We start from the raw sequence: 23,738 nt of genomic DNA, 5'->3' as shown, positions 1-23,738 counted from the left end.
CTCGTTGATCACTGTCGCGTTCGTTCGTCGCTTTCGCGGTGTGGTCGGAGCCGCCCCGCCGTTCTCGACATCGCCCGCCGAAATTCGCCGCCCCGTTCTCCACCAAGATCGTCGCAGTGCTGGTGAGCCTCCGCCTCCCCCGCCCACCCAAGGGCTGTGGTGGGGTGATCGCGAAGTGGCGTCTCGTTGCCGGCCGAGCATCTCCGGCGCCGCCGCCGGCCGCAAGCAGCCTCGGCCATCCTGTGGATAACTCGGCGCTCGCCCCCGATGGGAAACCGCTCTCCCATCATCTCCCGGTAAGGCGACCGACTGCCAAGAATGCCACCCTTTGTCCCGTACATAAGGGCGAGACTCATCGTCGCCTATTGACACGCGTGAAAGCCCGGCGTAACACTTCGGCCATTCATGGAGAGCGCTTTCCCCAGCGTCCCGACATCCCCAGGAGTCCCCGTGAACCCGGCTCAATCCCCGCCCCACGTCTGGCGGCGCCTCGTCATCCCCCTCGTGCTCGGCCTCGCCGCCGCGTATCTGACCCTGGCCGCGCCGCACGGCGCCTACGCCGCCGACACCCTGCTCTCGCAGGGCAGACCGACCACCGCCTCGTCGAGCGAGACCGCTGACACCGTCGCCGCCAACGCGACCGACGGCAACGCGGGCACCCGCTGGTCGAGCCAGTTCTCCGATCCCCAGTGGCTGCGGGTCGACCTCGGCGCCACCGCGACCGTCACCTCGGTGGCCCTGCAGTGGGAGGCCGCCTACGGCACGGCGTACCAGATCCAGACCTCACCCGACGGCGCCACCTGGACCACGATCGCCACCAAGGCGAACGGCACCGGCGGCACCGAGACGCTGACCGTCACCGGCAGTGGCCGCTACGTCCGGCTCTACGGCACCGCCCGTAACGGCGGATACGGCTACTCGCTGTGGGAGTTCAAGGTCTACGGCACGATCGGCGGCACCACACCAACTGACCCAGTGCCGACCACCCAGCCGCCCGGCACCTTCACCACGGTCTGGCAGGACACATTCGACGGCGCGGCCGGCACGTCGCCGTCGTCGGCCAACTGGCTTCTGCGCACTGGCACGAGCTACCCCGGCGGCGCCGCCAACTGGGGCACCGGCGAGGTCGAGACGGCCAGCAACAGCACCGCCAACGTCTCGCTCGACGGCACCGGCAAACTCTCGATCAAGGCCATCAAGGACGGCGCCGGCGCCTGGACGTCGGGCCGCCTGGAGACTCAGCGCACCGACTTCGAGCCGCCGGCCGGGCAGCAGACCAAGTTCACCGCCGTGCTCAAGCAGCCGGACGTCGCCAACGCGCTCGGTTACTGGCCGGGCTTCCGGGCCACCGGAGCGGCCTATCGCGGCAACTACACGAACTGGCCGGGCGTCGGCGAGACCGACATCATGACGAACGTCAACGGCCGCAGCCAGCTCGCCCAGACCCTGCACTGCGGCACCGCCCCCGACGGCGTGTGCGCCGAGTACAACGGCCGCTCGTCCGGCTTCGCCACCTGCACCGGCTGTCAGACCGGTTACCACGAGTACACCCAGATCATCGACCGGACCAGGACCGACGAGGAGATCCGCTTCTACCTCGACGGCCGGCAGACCTGGATCGTCCGGGAGTCGCAGGTCGGTGTCGCGGCCTGGAACGCGGCCGTGCACCACGGCTTCTTCCTGCGCCTCGACCTGGCCATCGGCGGGTCGCTGCCCAACGCGCTGGCCGGGCGGACCACGCCGACCCCCGACACGACCTCGGGCGGCGTGCTCAGCGTCGACTCGGTCAGCGTTTCCCGTACGGCGACCGGCACGGTACCCGCGGCGATGACCGACCCGCCCGCTCCCACCGCGCCCACCGTCGTCCGGGTCACCGGCAGTCAGGGCAACTGGCAGCTGCAGGTCGACGGCTCGCCCTATCAGGTCAAAGGCCTCACGTACGGTCCTCCGCAGGCCGCCGCCGACGGCTACATGCGGGACTTGCGGAACATGGGCGCCAACACGATCCGTACGTGGGGGGTGGACGACGCCAACACGCCCACGCTGCTCGACCGGGCCGCCCGGCAGGGCCTCAAGGTGATCGTCGGGCACTGGCTCAATCAGGGCGCCGACTACGTCAACGACACGGCGTACAAGAACTCGGTCAAGGCCGGGATCGTGGCGCGGGTCAACACCTTGAAGAACAGCCCCGGCGTGTTGATGTGGGACGTCGGCAACGAGGTCATCCTCACGATGCAGGACCACGGCCTGTCGGCGGCCGAGGTCGAGGCGCGGCGCATCGGCTACGCGAAGTTTGTGAACGAGGTGGCGGTGGCCATCCACGCGGCCGACCCCAACCACCCGGTCACCTCGACCGACGCGTACACCGGGGCCTGGCCCTACTACAAGCAGTACGCCCCGGCGCTCGACCTGCTCGCGGTCAACTCGTACGGCGCGATCGCCAACATCTATCCGGACTGGGTGGCCGGCGGTTACTCGAAGCCGTATGTCATCACCGAGGCCGGGCCGGCCGGCGAGTGGGAGGTGCCCAACGACGTCAACGGGGTGCCGACCGAGCCCACCGACCTGCAGAAGCGGGATCAGTACGCGAGCAGTTGGGCCGCGATCAACGCGCATCCGACCGTGGCGCTGGGCGCGACCGAGTTCCACTACGGGCTGGAGAACGACTTCGGCGGGATCTGGCTCAACACCTTCACCGGTGGGTGGCGGCGGCACGGCTACTACTCGCTGAGCCGGGCCTGGACCGGCCGGACGCCGGCCAACACGCCGCCGGAGATCACCGGCATGACCGTGGCCAACCAGAACGCCGTACCCGCGGGGGGTTCCTTGACCGTCGGGGTCACCGCCTCGGACCCGCAGGGTGACCTCATCCGCTACAACCTCATGTACTCCGACAAGCACGCGGGCGGTGGCACCGGGCTGACCAACGTGACCTTCACCGACAACGGCAACGGCACGTTCACGGCCAAGGCCCCGGAACGCCTCGGGGTGTGGAAGGTCTACGTGTACGCCTTCGACGGCCAGGGCAACGTCGGGATAGAGCAGAAGTCCATCCGCGTGGTGGCTCCGCCGGAGACCGGCACCAACCTGTCGCGGGGCAGAACGACGACGGCCTCCACCTATCAGCCGACCGGCACGAACGGGCCGCAACTGCCCTCGTACGCGACCGACGGTGACTACGGCACCCGGTGGGCCAGCGAGTGGGCCGGCACGGCGTGGCTCCAGGTCGACCTGGGCTCGGTCCAGTCGTTCAACCACGTGCGGCTGGCCTGGGAGGCGGCGCACGCCACCGGCTACCGGATCCAGACGTCGAACGACGGCTCCAGCTGGACGAACGTCTACACGACGAGCAGTGGGGACGGCGGCTTCGACGAGCTGAGCGTCTCCGGCACCGGGCGGTATGTCCGGGTGAACGGGGTCGCCCGCGCCACCTCGTACGGGTATTCGCTCTGGGAGTTCGGCGTCTATCGCCGCTGAACTCGACCCGAAGGGCGTCGCGGCCTCGGTCGCGGCGCCCTTCTTTGTGGTGACCCCCTACTTCCGGCCCTTCTCCGGCCCGGGGCCGCAGCTCTAGGGTCTGGGGAAAGGAGGCGGCGAGATGGACAAGGTGATCCACTTCGAGGTGCCGTTCGACGACGGCGAGCGCGCCACGCGGTTCTATGCCGAGGCCTTCGGCTGGCAGCTCAACTCCATGCCCGGCTATCAATACACGATGGTCACGACCACGCCGACGGACGAGCAGGGCCGTCCGGCCGAGCCCGGCATCAACGGCGGCATGCTGGCCCGCCAGGGTCCCATCACCGCGCCGGTGGTGACCGTGGGCGTCGAGAGCATCGACGACGCCTTAGCCAAGATCGAGAAACTCGGTGGCAAGGTCGCGATCGGCCGTTCCCCGGTCGGCACGATGGGCTTCAGCGCCTACTTCCACGACACCGAGGGCAACCTGATCGGGCTGTGGGAGAACGCCTGAATTCTGTCCCTCGGCGACGCGGAACAGCGACCCGAATAACAGAAACATCCATCAATATCGACTCATTGACACCAGCGGCGCCGCACGGACAGAATCGCGGATGTGAAAGCCATTCCCCGCCTGTTGCTCGTCGGTGTGCTCGGTCTGGCGGGGTGCACGACCACGGGGGCACCCGCGGCCACCACGCCGTCCGCCGGGGCTCCGGCCGGGGCGGGCGCGGCAGCCGGGTTCGGCGGCACCGACCTGGCCTGGATCGAGATCAACATCGCGATGGACGAGCAACTCCTGCCGCTGCTCGAGCTCGTACCGAAACGCACCCGGACGCCCGCCACGCTGGCCATGACCACGCAGGTCAAGGCCTTCACCGACGCCGAGCTGAGCATTCTGCGCCAGCTGCACGCCCGCGCCGGCCTGCCCGACGAGAACCCGCACGAGGGCATGCCGATGCCCGGCATGGTCACGCCCGAGCAGGTGACCGAGGCCACCTCGCTGGCCGGCCCGGCCTTCGACGAAACGGCGACCAAGCTCATCAAGGCGCATCTGCAACAAAGTCAGGATCTGGCCCGCAGTGAGGACAAATCCGGGATCGAGCCGCAGACCCGCGATTTGGCATTGCAGATTCTGCGCACCCGCCAAGGGGCTCTGTCCACAATGCCGAGCACCGAGCCGTAAAAGCGAAACGGGCGCCGCCCGGCGGACGGCACCCGTTCGTTCAGTCGCCGGTTACGGCAACTCGTAGTTCGCGTTCAGAGCAGCGCCCCGGTCGGGCTTGTAGAGGTCGAAGCCCCGCGGGTCGCACTGGAGACCGCCGTTGATGCAGTGGCGGGTCAGCGCGGCGAGCGTGGGCCCGTCGAAGGCGTTGAAGACGTCATAGTGGAACGAGAAGCCGCGGCCGCTGGAGAAGCGGACGTTGGCCATGGTGCCGCTCACCGGCCAGGCCATCTTGAACTCGATCATCGGGACGGCCACCGGGTGCGATGCCGGGCAGACCCCCAGCACCGGGTACGCCATGTGGCTCTTGTGGTCGGGCACGTCCAGGTGCAGGCCGTTCCAGCAGCTCGGGGCCTGGAAGCGGACGTTGAGCTGACTCCCGGGCGCGCAGTTGGCCGGGATGTCCCAGTTGAACGACAGATCGCCGCACTCGAAGCCCTCGACCGCGCCCGGGTGGTTGCGGAAGTCGTCGATCGTGGAGGTCGGGCTGCCGACCACGTAGCGCAGGCCCTCGGGGAACGGGCGCACACTGCGGTAGTCGATGACGCCCGACTTGTAGTAGATGGTCTGCCGGCCGACGGGCTGCACGGCGGTGTCGCCGTTGAGCAGCGTCGGCATCCAGTAACCGGTCTTGTCACCGGGCGTGATGCACGAGGTGCCACCGGCCTTCAGGCTGTTCAGCGTCGTGCCCGCGTTCGTGGTGGTGTTGCCCATGAAGGTGTGCGAGTGCGACGCGCCGGGCAGGCCGGGGAAGACGATCGGGTCGTCGTTGAGGTTGCTCCGGCTCACCGAGCAGTTCATCTGGAACTCGTGGTGGGTCGTCGGCGGGTTGGTGTCCGGCGGCACCGCGGTCGACGGCACGACCCCCGTCACCGTGGGGTTGGCCGGCACGTAACCGGGGCCGGTGGTCGGTGGCGGGGAGGTCAGCGTTCCGTACACCTGGAACTCGTACAGCGAGTAGCCGTAGCCGGTGGCCCGCTGCGTTCCGTACATCCGCACGTAGCGACCGGAGCCGGTGACCGACAGGGTCTGCGAGCCGCCGCCGGCCGTGGTCGTGCTGTAGACGGTCGACCAGGTGGTGCCGTCGGGCGAGGTCTGGATCTGGAAGGCCTTGGCGTACGCGGCCTCCCAGGTCAACTTGACCTGGCCGATGGTGGCGGTGCCGCCGAGGTCGACGCGCAGCCACTGCGGGTCGCTCCACGCGCTGCCCCACCGGGTGGTGGTGTTGCCGTCGACGGCCGCGGCGGCCGGGGCGCCGCCGTTCTCGGTCGACGAGGCCAGGACGGGACGGCCTTGCGAGAGCAGGGTGTCGGCGGCCTGCGCCGCGTTGACACCGGTGAGGACGGCGGTCGCGGTGAGGGCCGCGACCGCGCCGAGGGTGAGCAGGCGCCTGGGTCTGAGGGGATTCACGAAGTCTCCTTCGGGGTTGGAGAGCGCTTTCCGAGTGTTCCGCCGAGATGTCAAGCCCGTCAATACCTCCGCGCGTTTCCCCTGGTTCCGGAACCTGGATCGGCGCGTGCCGGAGAGCGCTCTCCCCTTGTGCTATAAAGGCGTCTATGCGAACTGAGCGGCTCCCGACCCTCGAGGACGTCGCCCGCATCGCCGGGGTGTCCCGAGCCACCGTCTCCCGGGTGATCAACGGCATCCGCAACGTCGACCCGCAGCTGCACGAGGTGGTCTGGGACGCCGTCGGCCGCACCGGATATGTGCCCAACCGGCTGGCCCGCTCCCTGGTCACCCGCCGCACGGGCACCGTGGCGCTGGTCGTCTCCGACTCCGAGTCGCACGACGACGACCCGTTCATGAGCCGGTTCTTCGCCGACCCCTACTTCGGCCGGGTCGTGGGCGGGCTGATGAGCGTGCTGCGCGCGCAGGGCGTCCAGCTGGCCCTGCAGATCGTCGGCACCGACGACGGGCGCAAGCGGCTCGTCGGCGACCTGCGCAACGGTCAGGCCGACGGCGCGATCGTGCTGTCCCTGCCCGCCGTCGACCCGCTGCCCCGCATGCTCACCGAGGGCGGCGTCCCGGCGGTGCTGATCGGGCGGCCCGCCGAGCCGGTGCCGATCGACTACGTCGACCTGGCCAATGACACCGGCGCCGCACTGGCCGCCGAGCGGCTGCTGAGCCGGGGCGCTCAGCGGCTGGCGATGATCTCGGGTCCGGCCGACGTGCCCGCGAGCAGCGACCGCATCGCGGGTTTCCGGCGCGCGCTGGCCCGGCGCGGGCACGGCTGGGTGCCGATCGAGACGGGCAACTTCACCCGCGACAGCGGCGAGGCGGCCATGCGGACGCTGCTGGCCGGCCATCCGGGGCTGGACGGGGTGTTCGCGGCCAACGACCTGATGGCGCTGGGCGCGCTGTCCGCCCTGCGCGAGGCGGGCCGTCGCGTTCCCCAGGACGTGGCCGTCGTGGGCTTCGACGACAGCAGCGCCGCGGTCGCCGCGTCGCCCGCGCTGACCACGATCCGCCACCCACTCGAGGACATGGCGGCCGAGGCCGCCCGCCTGCTGCTGGCCCGCATCGAGGAGCCGGCCATGCGAGTGTCCTCCGTGATCTACGAGCCGGCGCTGGTCGAGCGCGACTCAGCCTGACCGGGCGGGGCACCGCCCCGCCCCCGGCCTCATGATCCGGCAGCGCTGCCCATCCTCCACGAACCGGCTGCGCTGCCCGAGTTCCCCGGCCCGGTCGACCGAACGCAAGCCATGACGTTCGTTGACGACGTGGTCCACCGGGAAGATGAAGACGCGGCCAAGCTTGGCGGCCGGCGCCGCCACGTCGACCTTCAAGGCGTGCCGGCTTCGGGTCGCCACCGTCCCTGACCAGGGTCAGCACTTCGCGGAAGTGGACGGCCCCGGACCCCCGGGCTTCGGTGCCGACCGGCACCGGACGCCGGTCAGCGACCGAAGGCGATCAGGGGCTGGCGGCGAGGAAGAGGAACGCGGCCAGCAGGGCGAGATGGACGCCGCCCTGGAGGACGTTGGCGCGGCCGGGGACGATGGTGAGGGTGCCGACCACGACGGTCAGGGCCAGCAGCACCATCTGGGTGCCGCCGAGGCCGAGCAGCAGCGGGCCGTCCAGCCAGATCATCGCGATGGCGATCGCCGGGATGGTCAGGCCGATGCTGGCCATCGCCGAGCCGACCGCCAGGTTGAGACTGGTCTGCACGCGGTCGCGGGCAGCCGCACGGACCGCCGCGATCGTCTCCGGCAGCAGCACCAGCAGCGCGATCACCACGCCGACGACCGCCTGCGGCAGGCCGATCGACTCGACGCCCGACTCGATCGACGGCGAGACTCCCTTGGCCAGGCCGACCACCGCGATCAGGGCGGCCATCAGGACACCGAGGCTGGCCAGCGCGAGACGGCCGCTCGGCGGGTCGAGGTGCTCCTCGGTCGTGATGACCTTTCCGCTCGTCGTGATCGGCAGGAAGTAGTCGCGGTGCCGGCGGGTCTGCACCGTGACGAAGAGGGCGTAGAGGCTGAGCGAAGCGACGGCAGCGAAGGCGAGCTGGGCGGGCGAGAACTGCGGGCCGGGACGGCTCGTCGTGAAGCTGGGCAGCACGAGGCTGAGCGTGGCCAGGGTCGCCACCGTGGCGAAGGCGCCGCCGGTGCCCTCGGCGTTGAAGACCGACACGTGCCGGCGCAGCGAACCGACCAGCAGCGAGATGCCGAGGAGCCCGTTACAGGTGATCATCACGGCCGCGAAGACCGTGTCGCGGGCCAGGGCCTGGGTCTTCTCCCCGCCGCTGATCATCAACGTGACGATCAGGGCGACCTCGATGATGGTGACCGCGACGGCCAGGACGAGCGAGCCGAACGGCTCCCCGACCCGGTGCGCGACGACCTCAGCGTGGTGGACGGCGGCCAGGACAGCCCCGCCGAGCAGGCAGGCGGCCACCACCACGACCGGCATCGACAGGTGACGGCTCCACGTGAGAGCCAGGGCGACGAGGGCGATGATCGGAACGAACACCGTCCACTGAACGAGGTAGCTCCGGATCTTGGCGGCCATCAGGCCACTGTGTCAGATGTGACGGCTGTCAGCGCCCGAGTCCGGCGGCCATCGGGCTTCGGTGGGCGCGGGCGCCACCGACGTCGCAGGATGGAGACATGGCGTACGTGAACCCGCAAGGCGAATTCACCCGGGACCAGCGGTACATCGCGACCCGGATCACCGAGGACGGCCGGGACGGGTATCCGGTCGAACCCGGCCGATACCGGTTGGTGGTGGCCCGGGCCTGTCCGTGGGCGAACCGCGCCATCATCGTCCGGCGCCTGCTCGGCCTCGAGGACGTGCTCTCGATGGGCATCGCCGGCCCGACGCACGACGAACGCAGCTGGACTTTCGACCTCGACCCGGACGGCCGCGACCCGGTGCTCGGGATCGAACGGCTCCAGGAGGCCTACTTCAAGCGGTTCCCGGACTACGACAAGGGCATCACCGTGCCCGCGATCGTCGACGTGCCCACCGGGCAGGTCGTCACGAACGACTTCGCGCAGATCACCATCGATCTGTCGCTGGAGTGGACGCGCTACCACCGCGAGGGCGCACCGAAGCTTTACCCGGAAGAACTGCGCGACCAGATCGACAAGATCAATAGGTCGGTCTTCACCGAGGTCAACAACGGCGTCTACCGCGCGGGCTTCGCGGGCACCCAGGAAGCCTACGAGAAGGCCTACGACCGGCTCTTCGCCCAGCTCGACAAGCTCTCGGAGCTGCTGTCCGGTCAGCGCTACCTGGTCGGCGACACGATCACCGAGGCCGACGTGCGCCTGTTCACGACGCTGGCCCGCTTCGACGCGGCCTATCACGGTCACTTCAAGTGCAACCGCAGCAAGCTGACCGAGATGCCGGTGCTGTGGGCCTACGCCCGGGACCTCTTCCAGACCCCCGGCTTCGGCGACACCACCGACTTCGTCGACATCAAGAAGCACTACTACATCGTCCACAAAGACATCAATCCCACCGGCATCGTGCCCAAAGGCCCCGACCTGAGCGGCTGGCTGACCCCGCACGACCGCGAAAAGCTCGGCGGGCGCCCCTTCGGCGACGGCACACCGCCACCCCCGGTGAGGCCCACCGAACGCGTCCCACCCGGCCACGGCGCCGAAGGCTGACCGCCGGCCGCCGCCCGGCCTATTTGCCGCCGGCCCGGCGGGGACGCCTCTTGGTCGTGTCGGACGCGTGTCCCTCCCATTCGACTCGGACGGGCAGATCCGGACCCAGCCAGCGCACATCGGCGTCGCCCCCGGCACCAGCGAACACCTCACGCAGCAGGTCGTTCAGCCGGTGCTGGGCCTCCTCGGGCAGGTGGCCGAGCATCCGCTGCTGCACGGCGAGGCCGGCCCCGACCGCCTGGTCGATGACGTCGAAGCCCTGCGGCGTGAGACGAACCAGGACACCGCGCCGGTCGGTCGGTGAGGGCAGGCGCTGGATCAGGTCCGCCTTTTCGAGCCGGTCGAGCCGGGCCGTGGTGCCGCCCGTGCTCAGCATCATCGAGGCCGCCAGCTCGCCCGCGGACAGCTGATAGGGCTCCCCGGACCGCCGCAGCGTGGCGAGCACGTCGAACTCCGGCCGCCCTATCCCGAACGGCGCGTAGGCCTGCTCCATGCGCTCGCCGGCCAGGCGAGCGAGCCGGAAGATCCGGCCGAACACCGCCATAGCGGTGGTCTCGAGGTCGGGCCGCTCCCGCGCCCATTGCTCGACGATGCGATCGACCCTGTCGGCCGGGTTGACGCTCGGCTCAGCGCGTCCGTCAGATGCCTCATCTCGTGCCACCTCTCGATTCTTCTCAACGATTGTCTCGATGTCGAGCTTCTTGACAGCAAGAGGCTATCGCGATTTTATCTTGATGTCGAGATACTTTTCATCGAGGGAGTTGCCATGAAGCCGGTCCTTCTCCTCACCGCCCTCACGCCCGCTGTCTGGGGCACGACCTATGCGGTCACCACCGAGTTCCTCCCACCCGATCGCCCGCTGCTGGCCGGCACCCTGCGCGCCCTGCCCGCGGGTCTGTTGCTCCTGGTGCTGACCCGGCGGTTGCCGCGCGGCGTCTGGTGGTGGCGTTCCGCCGTGCTGGGCACGCTCAACATCGGGCTGTTCTTCGCCCTGCTCTTCGTCACGGCCTATCGTTTGCCCGGCGGCATGGCCGCGGTGCTCGGCGCGGCCCAGCCGTTGATCGTCGCCGGCCTGACCGTTCTGCTGCTCACCGAGCGGGTGGCACTTCGCACTGTCGTGGCCGCCGTGGTGGGCGCGGGCGGTGTTGCTCTGGCCGTGCTGACCGCCACCGCCCGCCTCGACGCGTTGGGAATCCTCGCCGGTCTGGCCGGCACCGCGTCGATGGCGTTCGGGCTCGTGCTCACCAAGCGGTGGGGCCGGCCCGATGTCCCTCTGCTGACCTCCACCGGCTGGCAGCTCACCGCGGGTGGCCTGCTGCTGGCACCGGTGACGCTCGGCTTCGAGGGTCTGCCGCCCCGGCTGTCGGCGGCCAATCTGGCCGGCTATGCCTATCTCGCGCTGATCGGCACAGCGCTGGCCTATTCGTTGTGGTTCTGGGGTCTCGAGCGCCTGCCCGCGGCCCGGGTGGCGCTGCTCGGTCTGCTCTCCCCGGTCGTGGCCACGGCGGTCGGCTGGGCCGCTCTGGGTCAGAGTCTGACACCGCTGCAGCTGGCGGGCATGGTGCTGGCCTTCGCCGCGGTCATCTGGGGCCAGACCGGCCCGCGCCCCACGTCAGGCCGCAGCGGCGTGGCCGGTCAGCGCAGGTCGGCGTTCTCGACGATGTGGTCGGGGAAACCGACGCGGGCCGCTCGCAACATGGCCTGACCGACCCGGTCGGTGGTCGTGAGGTATTTCGGGGCGACGCGCTGGAGCAGGGGGACGACCGGATTCAGGACGGTATAGATCGTGTTGTACCAGCCGGTCTTCGACCGTATGCCACGGGTCGGCTGGATGAAGCCGGGGCGAAAGGCGTACCCGTTGGGCAGCAGGTCGATGATGTCGCGCTCGGCCCGGCCCTTGACCCGGGCCCACATCTGCCTGCCCCTCGCGTTGGTGCCGGCCCCCGAGACGTACACGAAGGTGGTCTGGGGGTTGAGCTCGGCAAACGTGCGCGCGGCAGCCATCGGGTAGTCGTAGGAGATCCTGGTGTAGGCGGCCTCGTCCAGACCGACCGACGAAACGCCCAGGCAGTAGAAGCACGCGTCGAAGCCGCGCAGCTCCTCCTTGATCGGTGTCAGATCGGCGAAATCGTCGAGCTTCACCTCGCGCAGGCGGGGATGCGTGACGCCGGTCGGCGTGCGGACCACGGCCAGCACCTGCTCGACGTCCGGCGCGACCAGGCTCTCGCGCAGCGCGCCCTGGCCGACCATGCCGGTCGCCCCGAAGACCACGACCTTCATCGTTCCCCCTCGCTGAGCTGGCTTCCGATCATTTCACCGGCTTCCCGGCGCGTGAGCAGCGGCCGCCAAATTGTCGTACCCGCGGCCTAGGGTTTCTCCCGTGACCGCAGAACGATGGCCGGCCGCTGAGGTCGAGACACTCGCCCCCGATGCCCCGTCGGTGAAGGCCGCCCGAGGCCTGTCCGCCCGGTCCGCGTGGTCGGTCACCGGGCGCCTCGACGACATCGTGTGGGGGCAGACCCGCAATTATCAGGTCTGCGTCGATCTCGCCGGTCCCGCGTTCAAGTGCTCGTGCCCGAGCCGCAAGATTCCCTGCAAGCACGCGCTCGGCCTCCTGCTGCTCTGGGCCGAGTCCGATGTGTCGGAGGCCCCGCCCGCCGCGTTCGCCCAGGAGTGGCAGGCAGCCCGCGCTGCCCGGGCCGCGGCCAAACCCCGGTCCGCCGCCTCGGCCCCCGATCCCGCCGCCGCGGCCAAGCGGGTCGAGCAACGCGCCGAGCGCGTCGCCGGCGGCATGGCCGAGCTGCGACGCTGGCTCGACGACCAGATCCGGCAGGGCCTGGCCGGGGCCCAGCGCGCCGGTCACCAGCCGTTCGAGGCGATGGCCGCCCGCCTGGTCGACGCGCAGGCACCCACCGCGGCCAACGCCGTGCGGCGGCTCGGGTCGATCGCCGGCATCGGGCCGCACTGGGCCGACCGGCTGCTCGGCGAGCTGGCCCTGCTGCGCTTGCTCGTGTCGGGCTACGAGCACCTCGCCGACCTGCCGTCCGAGCTGGCCGCCACCGTGCGCAGGCGCATCGGCTTCCCGGTCGCCACCGACGAGGTGCTGGCCGGCCCTCGCGTCGCCGACCGGTGGCAGGTGCTCGGTCAGGTCGAGGTCGACGACGGTGCGCTCACCACCCGGCGCACGTGGCTACGAGGCTCGGCGCAGGGCCGGTTCGCTCTGGTGCTCGCGTTCGCGGCGCCCGGCCAGCCCCTGGTCTCCGACCTGGTGCCGGGCACGGAGTTCCGGGGTGAGCTCACCTTCTATCCCGGCTCGGCCCCGCTGCGGGCGCTGGTGGCTGAGCGGGTCAGTGCCGCCGAGCCGTTCGGTGAGCCCGACGGTGCGGCCCCGCTCGCCGAGGCGCTCGCCGGCTACAGCTCCACCGTCGCGGCCGAGCCGTGGCGTTACGACGCTCCCGTTCTGCTTGCCGGGGTCGTCCCGGCCGACGACGGCTGGCTGGTCGACCAGACCGGTGCCGGCCTCCCGCTCGCACCCGGTCACCGCGAGCCCTGGTGGCTGCTCGCCTCGGCCGGGGGCCGCCCGGCGACCGTGGCGGCGGAGTGGTCACCCACCGGCTTGCGGCCGCTCGCCGCGTGGGTCGAGGGTCAGTTCATCGCGGCTGCTCCCCCGGTGCCCGATCCCGGCGCCCCGCGCCACCCCGAGCTGCCACCCGAGTTACTGGCGGCGGCCCTGGTCGGGACCAACCGGCGGCCCTGGACGGCCGACGCCTCGCTGCTCGACGCGGCCGCCGTGGCGCTCGCCCGCCGGCGGGCCGGCGTGTTGCCGGGTGACGGTCACGAGCCCGTGCCGGCCGCACCCGACGAGACCGACGCGCCGTTGCCCGCCGCGGCCGGGGTCCGCCTCCAGCGCATCCTCGCCGCGAGCGTCCCCGGCGGCGCTCAGCTCGCCCAGGAGCTGCTGGCCCAGTGGCTCGCCGCCGCGGCCGAGCGGGGCGGCCACGTTCCACCGGGCGCGCTGCCGGCGCTGCTCGAGGCCGGCCGGCGCAACTCGATCGTCCGGCCCGCACTGGCCCTGGTCGCCGGTCGCCGCGGCGCCTGGCTGGCCGGCCGGCGCGCCGATTGGCGCTGGCTGCACGACGAGACGCCGGTGGCCGTGGTGCTGCCCGATTGGCACACCGGCAGCGCCGGCGAACGACTCGGTCACCTGACCGAGTTGCGGGCGAGCGACCCGGCCCGGGCCCGCGAGCTGCTCGAGAGCACCTGGGCCCAGGAGTCCTCCGACGACCGCGCCCGCTTCCTGGGTGCGCTGGCCACCGGTCTCTCCGAGGCCGACGACCCGTTCCTCGAGCGGGCCCTCGACGACCGTCGCAAGGAGGTCCGCGAGGCCGCGCTCGACCTGCTGCGACGGCTGCCCGGCTCGCAGCTGCGCGGCCGGATGGCGGAGCGGGCTCTCGCCCTCGTGCGCCGCGAGCGCCGGCTGCTGGGGGCCGACCGCCTCACCGTCACACCGCCCGAGGAGCTCGACGCCTCGCTGCGCCGCGACGGCGTGGCCTCGACGCCCGCGCGTGGCATCGGGGTGAGCGCCTGGCTGCTCGAGGAGATCGTCGCCGGCGCTCCGCTCGACACCTGGTCCGATCCGGCGACGATGGTGCGGCTGGCCCGTGGCAACGACTGGGAGACACCTCTGCTGCACGGCTGGGCCAAGGCCGCGGTCGTGCAGGAGGACGCGGTCTGGGCTTCCGCGTTGCTGCGCGACGCCTCCGGCGCGCTGCGTGAGTCCGTACGGTGGGATCTGCATCTCGTCCTGCCGCCCGACGAGCTCGGCCGGCTCGCGGCCGACGCGTTGCGCCGCGACGACGGGCTCGCGACCCGGTTGCTCTCCCTTCATCCCGGTCATTGGCCCGAGGAGCTATCCGTCGCGGTGCTCGAGACGATCGCCCACCGCGCCCGCACCGATCGGCACAGCTGGCAGCTGGGTGAGCTGTGCCGGGCGGCTGGGCTGTCCATGCCGCCGGGCTATGCCGACCTCGTCGGGCGCCTGGCCGGGCAGCTCGACCAGGAACCGGCCGATCCGTCCCGGGTCCGACCGGTCGCCGATCTGGCCCGCACCCTGACCTTCCGCCAAGAGATGTTCGACGAGCTCGCAGCCGCCTGACCCGCTTCATCCACACCGGACGACGACAGCCGATTTTTGTCAGGGGCAGGCGATAGCCTTCGGCCCTGGCAAAGACCAAGGAGTTTCACGTGACCGCACTGCGCCCGCACGCCGAGGATCAGTATGCCGACGAGCTGGCCCTGCTCGCCTCGACCGACGACCGGCCCCGGCCGCCCGGCTGGCGTCTCTCCCCGCAGGCCGTGGTGACCTATCTGCTCGGTGACGGCGCCAAGATCACTCCGAAATACGTCGGACCGCGCCGCCTCATGGAGGTCGCGGTCTCCACCCTCGTGACCGACCGCGCCCTGCTCCTGCTCGGCGTCCCCGGCACGGCCAAGACCTGGGTCTCCGAGCATCTGGCGGCCGCCGTCTCGGGCGATTCGACCCTGCTCGTGCAGGGCACCGCCGGCACCGCGGAGGAGGCGATCCGCTATGGGTGGAACTATGCCCGCCTGATCGCCGAGGGCCCGACGGAGGCCGCGATGGTGCCCAGCCCGATCATGCGGGCGATGCAGACCGGCACGATCGCGCGCCTCGAGGAGCTGACCCGCGTGCCGTCCGACGTGCAGGACGCGCTGATCACCATCCTCTCCGAGAAGACGCTGCCCGTGTCCGAGCTCAACACCGAGGTGCAGGCGCAGCGCGGCTTCAACCTGATCGCCACCGCCAACGACCGTGACCGCGGGGTCAACGAGCTGTCCAGCGCGTTGCGCCGGCGGTTCAACACGGTGGTGCTGCCGGTGCCGGCCTCGGCCGACGACGAGGTCGAGATCGTCGCGCGCCGGGTCGCCCAGCTCGGTCGTTCGCTCGACCTGCCCGAGGTGCCGGCCGCGCTCGACGAGATCCGCCGAGTCGTGACGATCTTCCGCGAGCTGCGCGGCGGCCTGACCGAGGACGGCCGCACCAAGCTGAAATCTCCCACCGGCACCCTCTCCGCGGCCGAGGCGATCTCGGTGATCACCAACGGCATGGCGCTGGCGGCCCATTTCGGCGATGGCCGGCTGCACCCGGCCGACGTGGCCGCCGGCATCGTGGGCGCGGTCGTCAAGGACCCGGTCTCCGACGGCGTCGTCTGGCGCGAATACCTGGAGACCGTCGTGCGGGAGCGCCCCGACTGGCGCGATTTCTACCGGGCCGCCCGCGATGCCTGAGCGGCTCTACGGCATCCGTCACCACGGTCCGGGCTCGGCGCGGGCTGTGGTGCAGGAGCTCGAACGGCAGCCGCCCGATGTGCTGCTGGTCGAGGGGCCACCCGAGGCCGACGCGCTGGTGCGCTGGGTGGCCGACTCCGGCCTGGAGCCGCCGGTGGCCCTGCTGGGTTACGCGTCCGACGACCCTCGGCGGGCCGCGTTCTGGCCGTTCGCGGTCTTTTCCCCGGAGTGGCAGGCGATTCGCTGGGCGGTCGAGCGCAACGTGCCGGTCCGTTTCTTCGACCTGCCCTTCGCCTACCGCCTGACCGGCGAAGCCCGGCCACCCGCGGCACCATCACCAGCTACTGTCCCCGCCGACGAGCCGGACGCGGCCGGAATCAAGCCGGACCAGTCCGGAGCCGGGCCGGACGTGCCGCGCGACCCCGCAGCCGGGCCGGACGTGCCGCGCGACCCCGCAGCCGGGCCCGGTGAGCCGGGAGCCGGGCCGGGTGAGCCAGGAGCCGGGCCGGGTGAGCCAGGAGCCGGGCCGGCGGCCGAGCCACCGGCCGGTAATGACGGGCCGCAGACCGATCGAAACGGGCCGGGCCCGGACGACAGCGAGCCGAGTGGGACGACGCCGGCCGAGCCGGATCAGACCACGGAAGGCGGTGCGGCACCCCGGCGGCCGGTTGATCCGATCGGTGAGCTGGCGGCCGCCGCCGGATACGACGACCCCGAGCGGTGGTGGGAGGACGTCGTCGAGCATCGGGGCATGCCGGCGTTCGAGGCGATCGCCGAGGCGATGACGGCGATCCGCGACGAGTCGCCCGAGGATCCGGACGACCTGGTGCGCGAGGCCTACATGCGTGGCGTGCTGCGGGAGGTGCGCAAGACGTACGAGGACATCGCCGTCGTCTGCGGGGCCTGGCACGTGCCCGCGCTCACCCGCAAGGTCGCCGTCAAGGACGACACCGCGCTGCTCAAGGGGCGCAAGAAAGCCAAGGTCGACTTCACCTGGGTGCCGTGGACCTACGGCCGGCTGGCGTCCTGGTCGGGTTACGGCGCCGGCGTCAGCTCCCCGGGGTGGTATCACCACTTGTTCACCTCGGCCGACGAGGTGGTGCCGCGCTGGCTGGTCGACGCGGCCGGCGTGCTGCGCGCCGAGGGCGTGCCCACCTCCTCGGCCCACGTCATCGAGGCCACCCGGCTGGCCGAGGCATTGGCCACCCTGCGCGGCCGCCCCCTGGCCGGGCTGGCCGAGGTCACCGAGGCCGCCGAGTCGGTCATGTGTGACGGCGAGCCACTGCGGGTCGAGCTGATCACCCGCAAGCTCGTCGTCGGTGAGCGTCTCGGTGGGGTGCCCGACGACATGCCGGCTGTGCCGCTGGCCAAGGACCTCGCGGCTCAGCAGCGCACCGCCCGGCTCAAGTCGGAGGCCTTGGAGCGCGCCCTCGACCTCGACCTGCGCAAGGAGACCGACCTGCGCCGCAGCCGGCTGCTGCACAGGCTGCGCACGATCGGCGTGCCGTGGGGTGAGCCCGAGACGACCCGGCGGAGCACCGGCACCTTCCGGGAGGAGTGGCGGTTGCGGTGGCAGCCCGAGTTCGCCATTCGCCTCGTCGAGGGCAGCATGTACGGCACGACGGTGGCCTCCGCCGCCACCGCCAAGGTGGTCCGCGCCGCCGACCGGGCCGAGACACTGGCCGACGTCACCGCACTGGTCGAGACGTGCCTGCTGGCCGACCTGTCCGAGGCGTACCCCCAGGTCCTGGCCTCTCTGGACGCGCGGGCCGCACTCGACGCCGATGTGAACCACCTGATGGCGGCGATCCCCGCGCTGGCCCGCACCCTGCGATACGGCGATGTCCGCCGGACCGATGTGGCCGGTCTGGCGGCGGTGACCGCGAGTCTGCTGATCCGGGTCTGCGCCGGGCTGCCGTCGGCTGTCGGCTCACTCTCGGACGAGGCGGCCAAGGTGCTGCGCGACCGCCTCGACGGCGTGCACAGTGCGGTCGGCCTGCTCGACGACGCCGATCTGCGCGAGCGGTGGTTGTCCACGCTGGCCTCGCTGGCCGGCCGGGCCGATCTGCACGGCCTGCTCGCCGGCCGGCTGACCCGGCTCCTGCTCGACGCGGGCCGTCTCGACGGCGCCGAGGTGCGCCGCCGGCTGCGTCTCCCGTTGACCGTCGGCACTCCGCCGGCGCACGCGGCGGCCTGGGTCGAGGGTTTCCTCTCCGGCGGCGGTCTGCTGCTGGTGCACGACGACGCACTGCTGGGGCTGCTCGACGACTGGCTCGCCGACATCCCGGCCGGCGCTTTCGACGACGTGCTGCCGTTGCTGCGCCGCACTTTCGGGGCGTTCGAGGCCGGTGAACGGCGGGCGATCGGTGAGCGGCTGGCCGGGCCCCGCGCGGGCGGCGGCGAGGCGGCGGCCGGCGGCCTCGGCTTCGACCCGGGGCGGGCCGATCTGGTCCTGCCCACCCTCAGCGCCCTGCTGGGACGCCAGGTGGAGGCCTGATGAGTGACGAGACGACCGACGAGACGACGCGGGAGCGGCGGCGGCGCTGGCGGATGGTGCTCGGCGGCCCGGCCGACGAGTCGCTGGGCCGGGCCGAGGGCCGGGACGGCGCGATGGATTCGGCGCTGGCCGCGCTCTACGACGGTGGCGGCGAGGGCGGTGACGAGCGGAGCAACCGGCGCTCAGCCGGGCTGGGCGGCTCGGCACCGAAGGTGGCGCGCTGGCTCGGCGACATCCGCGAGTACTTCCCCAGCACGGTCGTGCAGGTCATGCAGCAGGATGCGATCGAACGGCTGGACCTGACCCGGCTGCTGCTCGAACCCGAGATGCTGAGCGCGGTCGAGCCCGACGTACACCTGGTCGGCACGTTGCTCTCCCTCAACCGTGTGATGCCCGAGAAGACCAAGGACGCGGCCCGTCAGGTCGTGCGCACGGTTGTCGAGCAGCTCGAGAAACGGATCGAGCAGAAGACCCGGGCCGCGGTGACCGGGGCGCTCAACCGCGCGGCGCGCATCCATCGCCCGCGGCACGCCGACATCGACTGGGATCGCACGATCCGGGCCAACCTCAAGCACTACCAGCCCGAGCAGCGCACGGTGATCCCCGAGCGGTTGATCGGGTACGGCCGCCGCACGACCGCCGTGCAGCGCGATGTCGTGCTGTGCGTGGACCAGTCCGGGTCGATGGCCGCCTCGGTGGTGTTCTCCGGGGTGTTCGCGGCCGTGCTGGCGTCGATGAAGTCGCTGCGGACGTCGCTGGTCGTCTTCGACACCGCGGTGGTCGACCTGACCGAGCAGCTCGACGACCCGGTGGACGTGCTGTTCGGCACGCAACTGGGTGGCGGCACCGACATCAACCGCGCCATCGCGTATAGCCAGCAGTTGATCAGCCGGCCCCGGGACAGCATTTTCGTGCTGATCAGCGACCTCTACGAGGGCGGTATCCGCGAGCCGATGCTGCGCCGGGTGGCCGAGATGACTGCGGCCGGCGTGCAGGTGGTGGTGCTGCTGGCGCTTTCCGACGAGGGCGCGCCGGCCTACGACCACGACAACGCCGCGGCGCTGGCCGCGTTGGGGGTGCCGGCTTTCGCGTGTACGCCGGACGCGTTCCCCGACCTGATGGCGGCCGCGATCGAGCGCCGCGATCTACAGGCATTTGTCGCCGCCCACCAGAACGAGGCACAGAGCAGACGGTTGTGAGCAGCAGACGAGGTAACTAGCGTGAGCGGCATGAGTGCTTACCTGAGCAACCCGCAGATCTGGCAGGAGAGCTGGGACCGTCAGCAGGAGGCGTTCCTGCCCGACCGCGAGGAGCGGTTCGCCGCGATGCTGTCGGCGGTCGCCGCGACCACCGACGGGGTCGCGCCGCGCGTGCTCGACCTGGCCGGCGGCACGGGCACGATCTCGCTGCGGACGCTGGCGCGCTTCCCGCGGGCCCAGGTCACCGTGCTCGACCAGGACCCGGTGCTCATGGCGATCGCGGCGGCCTCGCTGCGCGACCGCGGCCAGGTGGTCGACGCCGACCTGGGCGACGCGGGCTGGCGGGCGAAACTGCCCGAGGAGGACTTCGACGCGGTGCTGACCGCGACGGCCCTGCACTGGCTGCCGGCCGAGCGGGTGGCGACGCTCTACGCCGAGATCCGCGAGGTCCTCCGCCCCGGCGGCATCTTTGTGAACGCCGACCACATGCCGGAGGAGTCGCTGCCCACGCTGTCCGAGCGGCTCGATCAGCACGCCCGCGCCGAGCGGGAGGCTCGCTACGCCGCGGGCGGCGCGACGGCGTGGAGCGTGTGGTGGGAGCGAGCGGCGGCCGACGAGTTCCTCGCGCCCCGGGCGGTCGAACGCGAGCGGATCTACCCCAGGACCCGGCACAGCCACGAGTGGACTCCGCCGGCGCTGTGGCACGTCGACGCGCTGCGGGTCGCCGGCTTCGCCGAGGCCGGCGTCCTGTGGCGAGGCGGCACCGACGCCGCCGTGGCGGGCGTGCGGTAAAGGGTGGCGGGCGCGCGGTAAAGGTGGCGGGCGCGCGGTAAAGGTGGCGGGCGCGCGGTAAAGGTGGCGGGCGCGCGGTAAAGGTGGCGGGCGCGCGGTGAGAGTGGTCATGAAAGTGGTCGCCGTGCGGTGAAAGTGGCGGCGTGCGGGGAAGTGGTGGGCGTGCGCGGAACAGCGTGTTGGACATCGAGGAAGGGCCTACGGTTACGCCATGCCATTGACCGGTGAGTACGCGCCGAGCACGTCCGACTGGGCGCGCAAGCAGGCCGAGAAGATCGAGGGCACCGACGGCAAGGAGGGCAACGACCTGCAGGGCTATCCCGTGGTGCTGCTGACCTCCGTCGGCGCCAAGAGCGGGAAGATCCGCAAGACGCCGCTCATGCGGGTCGAGCACGACGGCGAGTACGCCGTGGTCGGTTCCCTCGGCGGCGCCCCCAAGAACCCGGTGTGGGTCTACAACGTGCGCAAGGACCCGCACGTCGAGCTGCGGGACGGGACCGAGGAGCATGACTACGAGGCCCGCGAGGTCTCGGGCGACGAGCGCGCCGTCTGGTGGGAGCGCGCGGTGGCGGCGTTCCCCAACTACGCCCAGTATCAGAAGAAGACCGACCGCCTCATCCCGGTCTTCGTCCTCAGCCGCCGGCCGGAGTAAAGGCCGACCGCAGCGAACGGGCACCCGGCACGACCAGGGGTGTGCCTGTCTGAGGATCGTCGATCACCTGGCATTTGAGGCCGTAGACGTCCTCGACCAGCTCCTCGGTGATCACCTCGGACGGCACACCCTGGGCCACGATCGTGCCCGCCTTCATGGCGATCAGATGGGTCGCGTAGCGCGCCGCGTGGTTCAGGTCGTGCAGCACCGCCACCAGCGTCCGGCCCTGGTCGTTGAGGTCGGCGCACAGGTCCAGGAGCTCGATCTGATAGGCGATGTCGAGGTAGGTCGTCGGCTCGTCGAGCAGCAGGATGCCGGTCTGCTGGGCCAGCACCATGGCCATCCAGGCACGCTGCCGCTGACCGCCGGAGAGCTCGTCGACCGGCCGCCCGGCCAGCGACGACACCCCGGTCGCGGCCATCGCCGCCTCGACCTGCTCCTCGTCCTCGGCCGACCACTGCCGCAGCAGTTTCTGGTGCGGGTAACGGCCACGCGCGACCAGGTCGCCGACTGTGATGCCGTCGGGTGCGACCGCGCTCTGGGCGAGCAGACCCATGCGCCGGGCGACCTCCTTCGACCGGTACGAGCTGATCGTCCGGCCGTCCAGCACGACGGAACCCTGTCGGGGCGTCAGCAGGTTGGCCAGTGCTCGCAGCAGTGTGGACTTGCCGCACGCGTTCGGCCCGACGATGACCGTGAACGACCCGTCGGGAATCGTCACGTCGAGTGCGGTGGCGACGACCCGCTGGTCGTACGCCAGCGTGAGGTCCGTCCCGGACAACCGAGTCATGCCCACCTTCCAGCCTTAGGTTCGCCTTACCTTAGCGTTCCGGCGGGGACGTCCGCGCCGCTGAGCGAGCCGCCGGACGCGAGCGCGCGGCGGGTGGTGCGAAGCGCCCGTCCGGGAAAACAGGGTGCTATCCGGGCATCGACGGACGATCATCGTTGGTATGCGCACTCCCCACCAGTCCGTCGAGCGACTCGGCAGCCGGCACGGTGACGCGACGGCCGCCGCGCCGCTGCCCGCTGCCCTGCCGCTGTCCGGCGCGGTGGACGACGGCGATCGCCTGGTCGACGTGGTGGATCTGCTCGCGCTCGACGCCTTCGTGACCGGACGCGAGCCGTACGGCCGCAGCAAGTATCTCGAGAACGTGCGCTCCGACGCCCCGCTGACCACCGACGGCGCCCGCCTCGTGCGCGACGCCGTCGACGAGGACGGTCAGGGCCGGCTCGCCGTCGGTGACGGCTGGACCCTGCACGTCACCCGCTGGAAGCAGAGCCGCCGCGCCCGGGTCACCGTCACCGCGATCAGCGCCGAGCTGGCCGAGTCGGTCCTCGAGGCGGCCACCGAGAACGCCGTCGAGGAACCGCAGCCGACCCCGGACAACGTGCCCATCGGGTTCTGGCACTTCGGCCAGCACGGCCCGCGCCGGGCGGCCCGCGAGATCGACGCCGCGCAGTGGGGGTCGATCCGGGCCAACTACAGCAGCTCGGTCGCGGCCACGCTCGAACGCCTGATGGCGCTGACCAGCGAGACGATCAGCGGCCGCCTCCTGCTCCTGCACGGCGAGCCCGGCACCGGCAAGACCACCGCGCTGCGGGCGCTGGCCCAGCAGTGGCGCTCCTGGTGCCAGGTCGACTGCGTGCTCGACCCGGAGCGGCTGTTCAACGACCCGGCCTACCTGATGAGTGTGGCGCTGGGCAGCGACGACGAGGACGAGCCGCGCTGGCGCCTGCTGATGCTCGAGGACTGTGACGAGCTGATCAGCGGCGAGGCCAAGGCGAGTGCCGGTCAGGCGCTGTCCCGGCTGCTCAACCTGACCGACGGCCTGCTCGGCCAGGGCCGCAACGCGCTGATCGCGATCACGACGAACGAGGACCTGGCGTCGCTGCACCCGGCGGTCGTGCGGCCTGGCCGGTGCCTGGCCAGCATCGAGGTCGGGCGTCTCCCGTACGCCGAGGCGGTCGCCTGGCTGGGCCGGTCCACGGGCGTCGGCGCGGCGGGAGCGACGCTGGCCGAACTATATGCGCTCAAGACCGGCAATGTCCCGGTGACCGTACCCAAGAGCGAGCCCAGCACCGGCATGTATCTGTAATTGTCCGCCGGAAACAATGAAGATAGCCTCGCCTAACCTGAAACAAATGTGCCCGCCGGTCGCGAAGGGCGACGGCGGGCACATTACAGAGCGTTGGTCAGCCCTTTTCGTACGTGAGGCAGTCGGCCTTCTCGCCGGACTCGCCCACCACGATCGCCGGGGCGTGGCACTCGAGGTCGGTGTTGTGCACGCAGTCGGACCGCTTACACGCCCCGACCTGGGCCAGCGCCTTACCCATGCCACCTTTGTCACCCGACTGCACGTAGGTGTCGCACTCGGCCGAGATCGCACTGCCGATGGTCACCGCGAACGCGGTGCACCCGTCGTGGTTGTAACCACAGCTGGTGACGGTGCAGGTCTGTACGCGCGGCATTTCGAGCATCTGAGTCATGGCTTCG

Annotated in this window: 19 protein-coding genes; 13 read left to right on the top strand and 6 right to left on the bottom strand. The window is 71.2% G+C overall.

Features of this window, described 5'->3' with window-relative positions; genetic code table 11:
- Window positions 1-450 precede the first annotated feature (450 nt).
- The 3 genes from NAG42_RS24835 to NAG42_RS24825 all read left to right on the top strand — a co-directional run bounded on the left by NAG42_RS24835 (window position 451) and on the right by NAG42_RS24825 (window position 4,642).
- A complete protein-coding gene (locus NAG42_RS24835; protein ID WP_250033386.1) occupies window positions 451-3,477 on the top strand; it encodes a discoidin domain-containing protein in 3,027 nt (1,008 codons plus the stop codon).
- Between the two features lie 121 nt (window positions 3,478-3,598).
- Window positions 3,599-3,970, top strand: coding sequence for a VOC family protein (locus NAG42_RS24830; RefSeq protein ID WP_250033385.1), 372 nt, complete (start codon window positions 3,599-3,601; stop codon window positions 3,968-3,970).
- Window positions 3,971-4,072: 102 nt separating this feature from the next.
- Window positions 4,073-4,642 carry a DUF305 domain-containing protein gene (locus NAG42_RS24825; RefSeq protein WP_250033384.1) on the top strand — a complete coding sequence of 190 codons (570 nt, stop codon included), beginning with the start codon at window positions 4,073-4,075 and terminating at the stop codon, window positions 4,640-4,642.
- Between the two features lie 51 nt (window positions 4,643-4,693).
- Here the strand turns inward: NAG42_RS24825 and NAG42_RS24820 are convergent, their stop codons facing one another.
- A complete protein-coding gene (locus NAG42_RS24820) occupies window positions 4,694-6,091 on the bottom strand; it encodes a DUF1996 domain-containing protein (RefSeq protein WP_250033383.1) in 1,398 nt (465 codons plus the stop codon).
- A gap of 146 nt (window positions 6,092-6,237) precedes the next feature.
- Here NAG42_RS24820 and NAG42_RS24815 point away from each other — a divergent pair, with 146 nt between their 5' ends.
- A complete protein-coding gene (locus NAG42_RS24815; RefSeq protein WP_250033382.1) occupies window positions 6,238-7,272 on the top strand; it encodes a LacI family DNA-binding transcriptional regulator in 1,035 nt (344 codons plus the stop codon).
- A 319-nt stretch (window positions 7,273-7,591) separates the two neighbouring features.
- On the opposite strand, the gene NAG42_RS24810 is transcribed toward NAG42_RS24815, so the two are convergent.
- Window positions 7,592-8,692 (bottom strand): calcium:cation antiporter, encoded by a 1,101-nt coding sequence (locus NAG42_RS24810; RefSeq protein WP_250033381.1) that lies wholly within the window; start codon window positions 8,690-8,692, stop codon window positions 7,592-7,594.
- Between the two features lie 98 nt (window positions 8,693-8,790).
- Between NAG42_RS24810 and NAG42_RS24805 the strand changes: the two genes are divergently transcribed.
- Complete coding sequence (locus NAG42_RS24805) at window positions 8,791-9,798, top strand: glutathione S-transferase family protein (RefSeq protein WP_250033380.1); 1,008 nt, start codon at window positions 8,791-8,793, stop codon at window positions 9,796-9,798.
- A gap of 19 nt (window positions 9,799-9,817) precedes the next feature.
- Here NAG42_RS24805 and NAG42_RS24800 read toward each other — a convergent pair whose 3' ends face one another.
- The gene (locus NAG42_RS24800; protein ID WP_250033379.1) at window positions 9,818-10,459 is read right to left on the bottom strand and encodes a MarR family winged helix-turn-helix transcriptional regulator; all 642 of its coding nucleotides are present in this window, start codon (window positions 10,457-10,459) and stop codon (window positions 9,818-9,820) included.
- A 105-nt stretch (window positions 10,460-10,564) separates the two neighbouring features.
- Here NAG42_RS24800 and NAG42_RS24795 point away from each other — a divergent pair, with 105 nt between their 5' ends.
- Window positions 10,565-11,503, top strand: a complete 939-nt coding sequence (locus tag NAG42_RS24795; RefSeq protein ID WP_250033378.1) for an EamA family transporter — start codon at window positions 10,565-10,567, stop codon at window positions 11,501-11,503.
- On the opposite strand, the gene NAG42_RS24790 is transcribed toward NAG42_RS24795, so the two are convergent.
- On the bottom strand, window positions 11,434-12,078 hold the full coding sequence (locus NAG42_RS24790) for a Rossmann-fold NAD(P)-binding domain-containing protein (RefSeq protein ID WP_250033377.1): 645 nt from the start codon (window positions 12,076-12,078) through the stop codon (window positions 11,434-11,436). The genes NAG42_RS24795 and NAG42_RS24790 overlap by 70 nt on opposite strands.
- 100 nt (window positions 12,079-12,178) lie before the next feature.
- On the opposite strand from NAG42_RS24790, the gene NAG42_RS24785 reads away from it, so the two are divergent.
- The 6 genes from NAG42_RS24785 to NAG42_RS24760 all read left to right on the top strand — a co-directional run bounded on the left by NAG42_RS24785 (window position 12,179) and on the right by NAG42_RS24760 (window position 21,244).
- Window positions 12,179-14,953, top strand: a complete 2,775-nt coding sequence (locus NAG42_RS24785) for an SWIM zinc finger family protein (RefSeq protein ID WP_250033376.1) — start codon at window positions 12,179-12,181, stop codon at window positions 14,951-14,953.
- An 89-nt stretch (window positions 14,954-15,042) separates the two neighbouring features.
- Window positions 15,043-16,104 (top strand): ATP-binding protein, encoded by a 1,062-nt coding sequence (locus tag NAG42_RS24780; protein WP_250033375.1) that lies wholly within the window; start codon window positions 15,043-15,045, stop codon window positions 16,102-16,104.
- On the top strand, window positions 16,097-18,601 hold the full coding sequence (locus NAG42_RS24775; protein WP_250033374.1) for a DUF5682 family protein: 2,505 nt from the start codon (window positions 16,097-16,099) through the stop codon (window positions 18,599-18,601). The genes NAG42_RS24780 and NAG42_RS24775 overlap by 8 nt, the downstream gene beginning before the upstream one ends.
- Window positions 18,601-19,800: a VWA domain-containing protein gene (locus NAG42_RS24770; RefSeq protein ID WP_250033373.1), complete on the top strand. Its 1,200-nt coding sequence runs from the start codon at window positions 18,601-18,603 to the stop codon at window positions 19,798-19,800. Before NAG42_RS24775 ends, NAG42_RS24770 begins: the two co-directional genes overlap by 1 nt.
- Window positions 19,801-19,830: 30 nt before the next feature.
- A complete protein-coding gene (locus NAG42_RS24765) occupies window positions 19,831-20,592 on the top strand; it encodes a class I SAM-dependent methyltransferase (protein WP_250033372.1) in 762 nt (253 codons plus the stop codon).
- A 211-nt stretch (window positions 20,593-20,803) separates the two neighbouring features.
- Window positions 20,804-21,244: a nitroreductase family deazaflavin-dependent oxidoreductase gene (locus NAG42_RS24760; protein ID WP_250033371.1), complete on the top strand. Its 441-nt coding sequence runs from the start codon at window positions 20,804-20,806 to the stop codon at window positions 21,242-21,244.
- Here NAG42_RS24760 and NAG42_RS24755 read toward each other — a convergent pair.
- Window positions 21,225-22,034, bottom strand: coding sequence for an ABC transporter ATP-binding protein (locus NAG42_RS24755; protein ID WP_250033370.1), 810 nt, complete (start codon window positions 22,032-22,034; stop codon window positions 21,225-21,227). The genes NAG42_RS24760 and NAG42_RS24755 overlap by 20 nt on opposite strands.
- A 160-nt stretch (window positions 22,035-22,194) precedes the next feature.
- Here NAG42_RS24755 and NAG42_RS24750 point away from each other — a divergent pair, with 160 nt between their 5' ends.
- Entirely contained in the window at window positions 22,195-23,340 is a 1,146-nt protein-coding gene (locus NAG42_RS24750) for a DUF5925 domain-containing protein (protein ID WP_250033369.1), read from the top strand.
- Between the two features lie 97 nt (window positions 23,341-23,437).
- Here the strand turns inward: NAG42_RS24750 and NAG42_RS24745 are convergent, their stop codons facing one another.
- Window positions 23,438-23,731: a DUF1540 domain-containing protein gene (locus NAG42_RS24745; RefSeq protein ID WP_250033368.1), complete on the bottom strand. Its 294-nt coding sequence runs from the start codon at window positions 23,729-23,731 to the stop codon at window positions 23,438-23,440.
- Between the last annotated feature and the right edge of the window lie 7 nt (window positions 23,732-23,738).

The organism is Paractinoplanes maris (assembly GCF_023544465.1).
In the GTDB taxonomy this organism is placed as follows: domain Bacteria; phylum Actinomycetota; class Actinomycetes; order Mycobacteriales; family Micromonosporaceae; genus Actinoplanes; species Actinoplanes maris.
The sequence above is the reverse complement of the archived record's forward strand: the minus strand, read 5'-3'. Positions and strand labels throughout refer to the sequence as shown.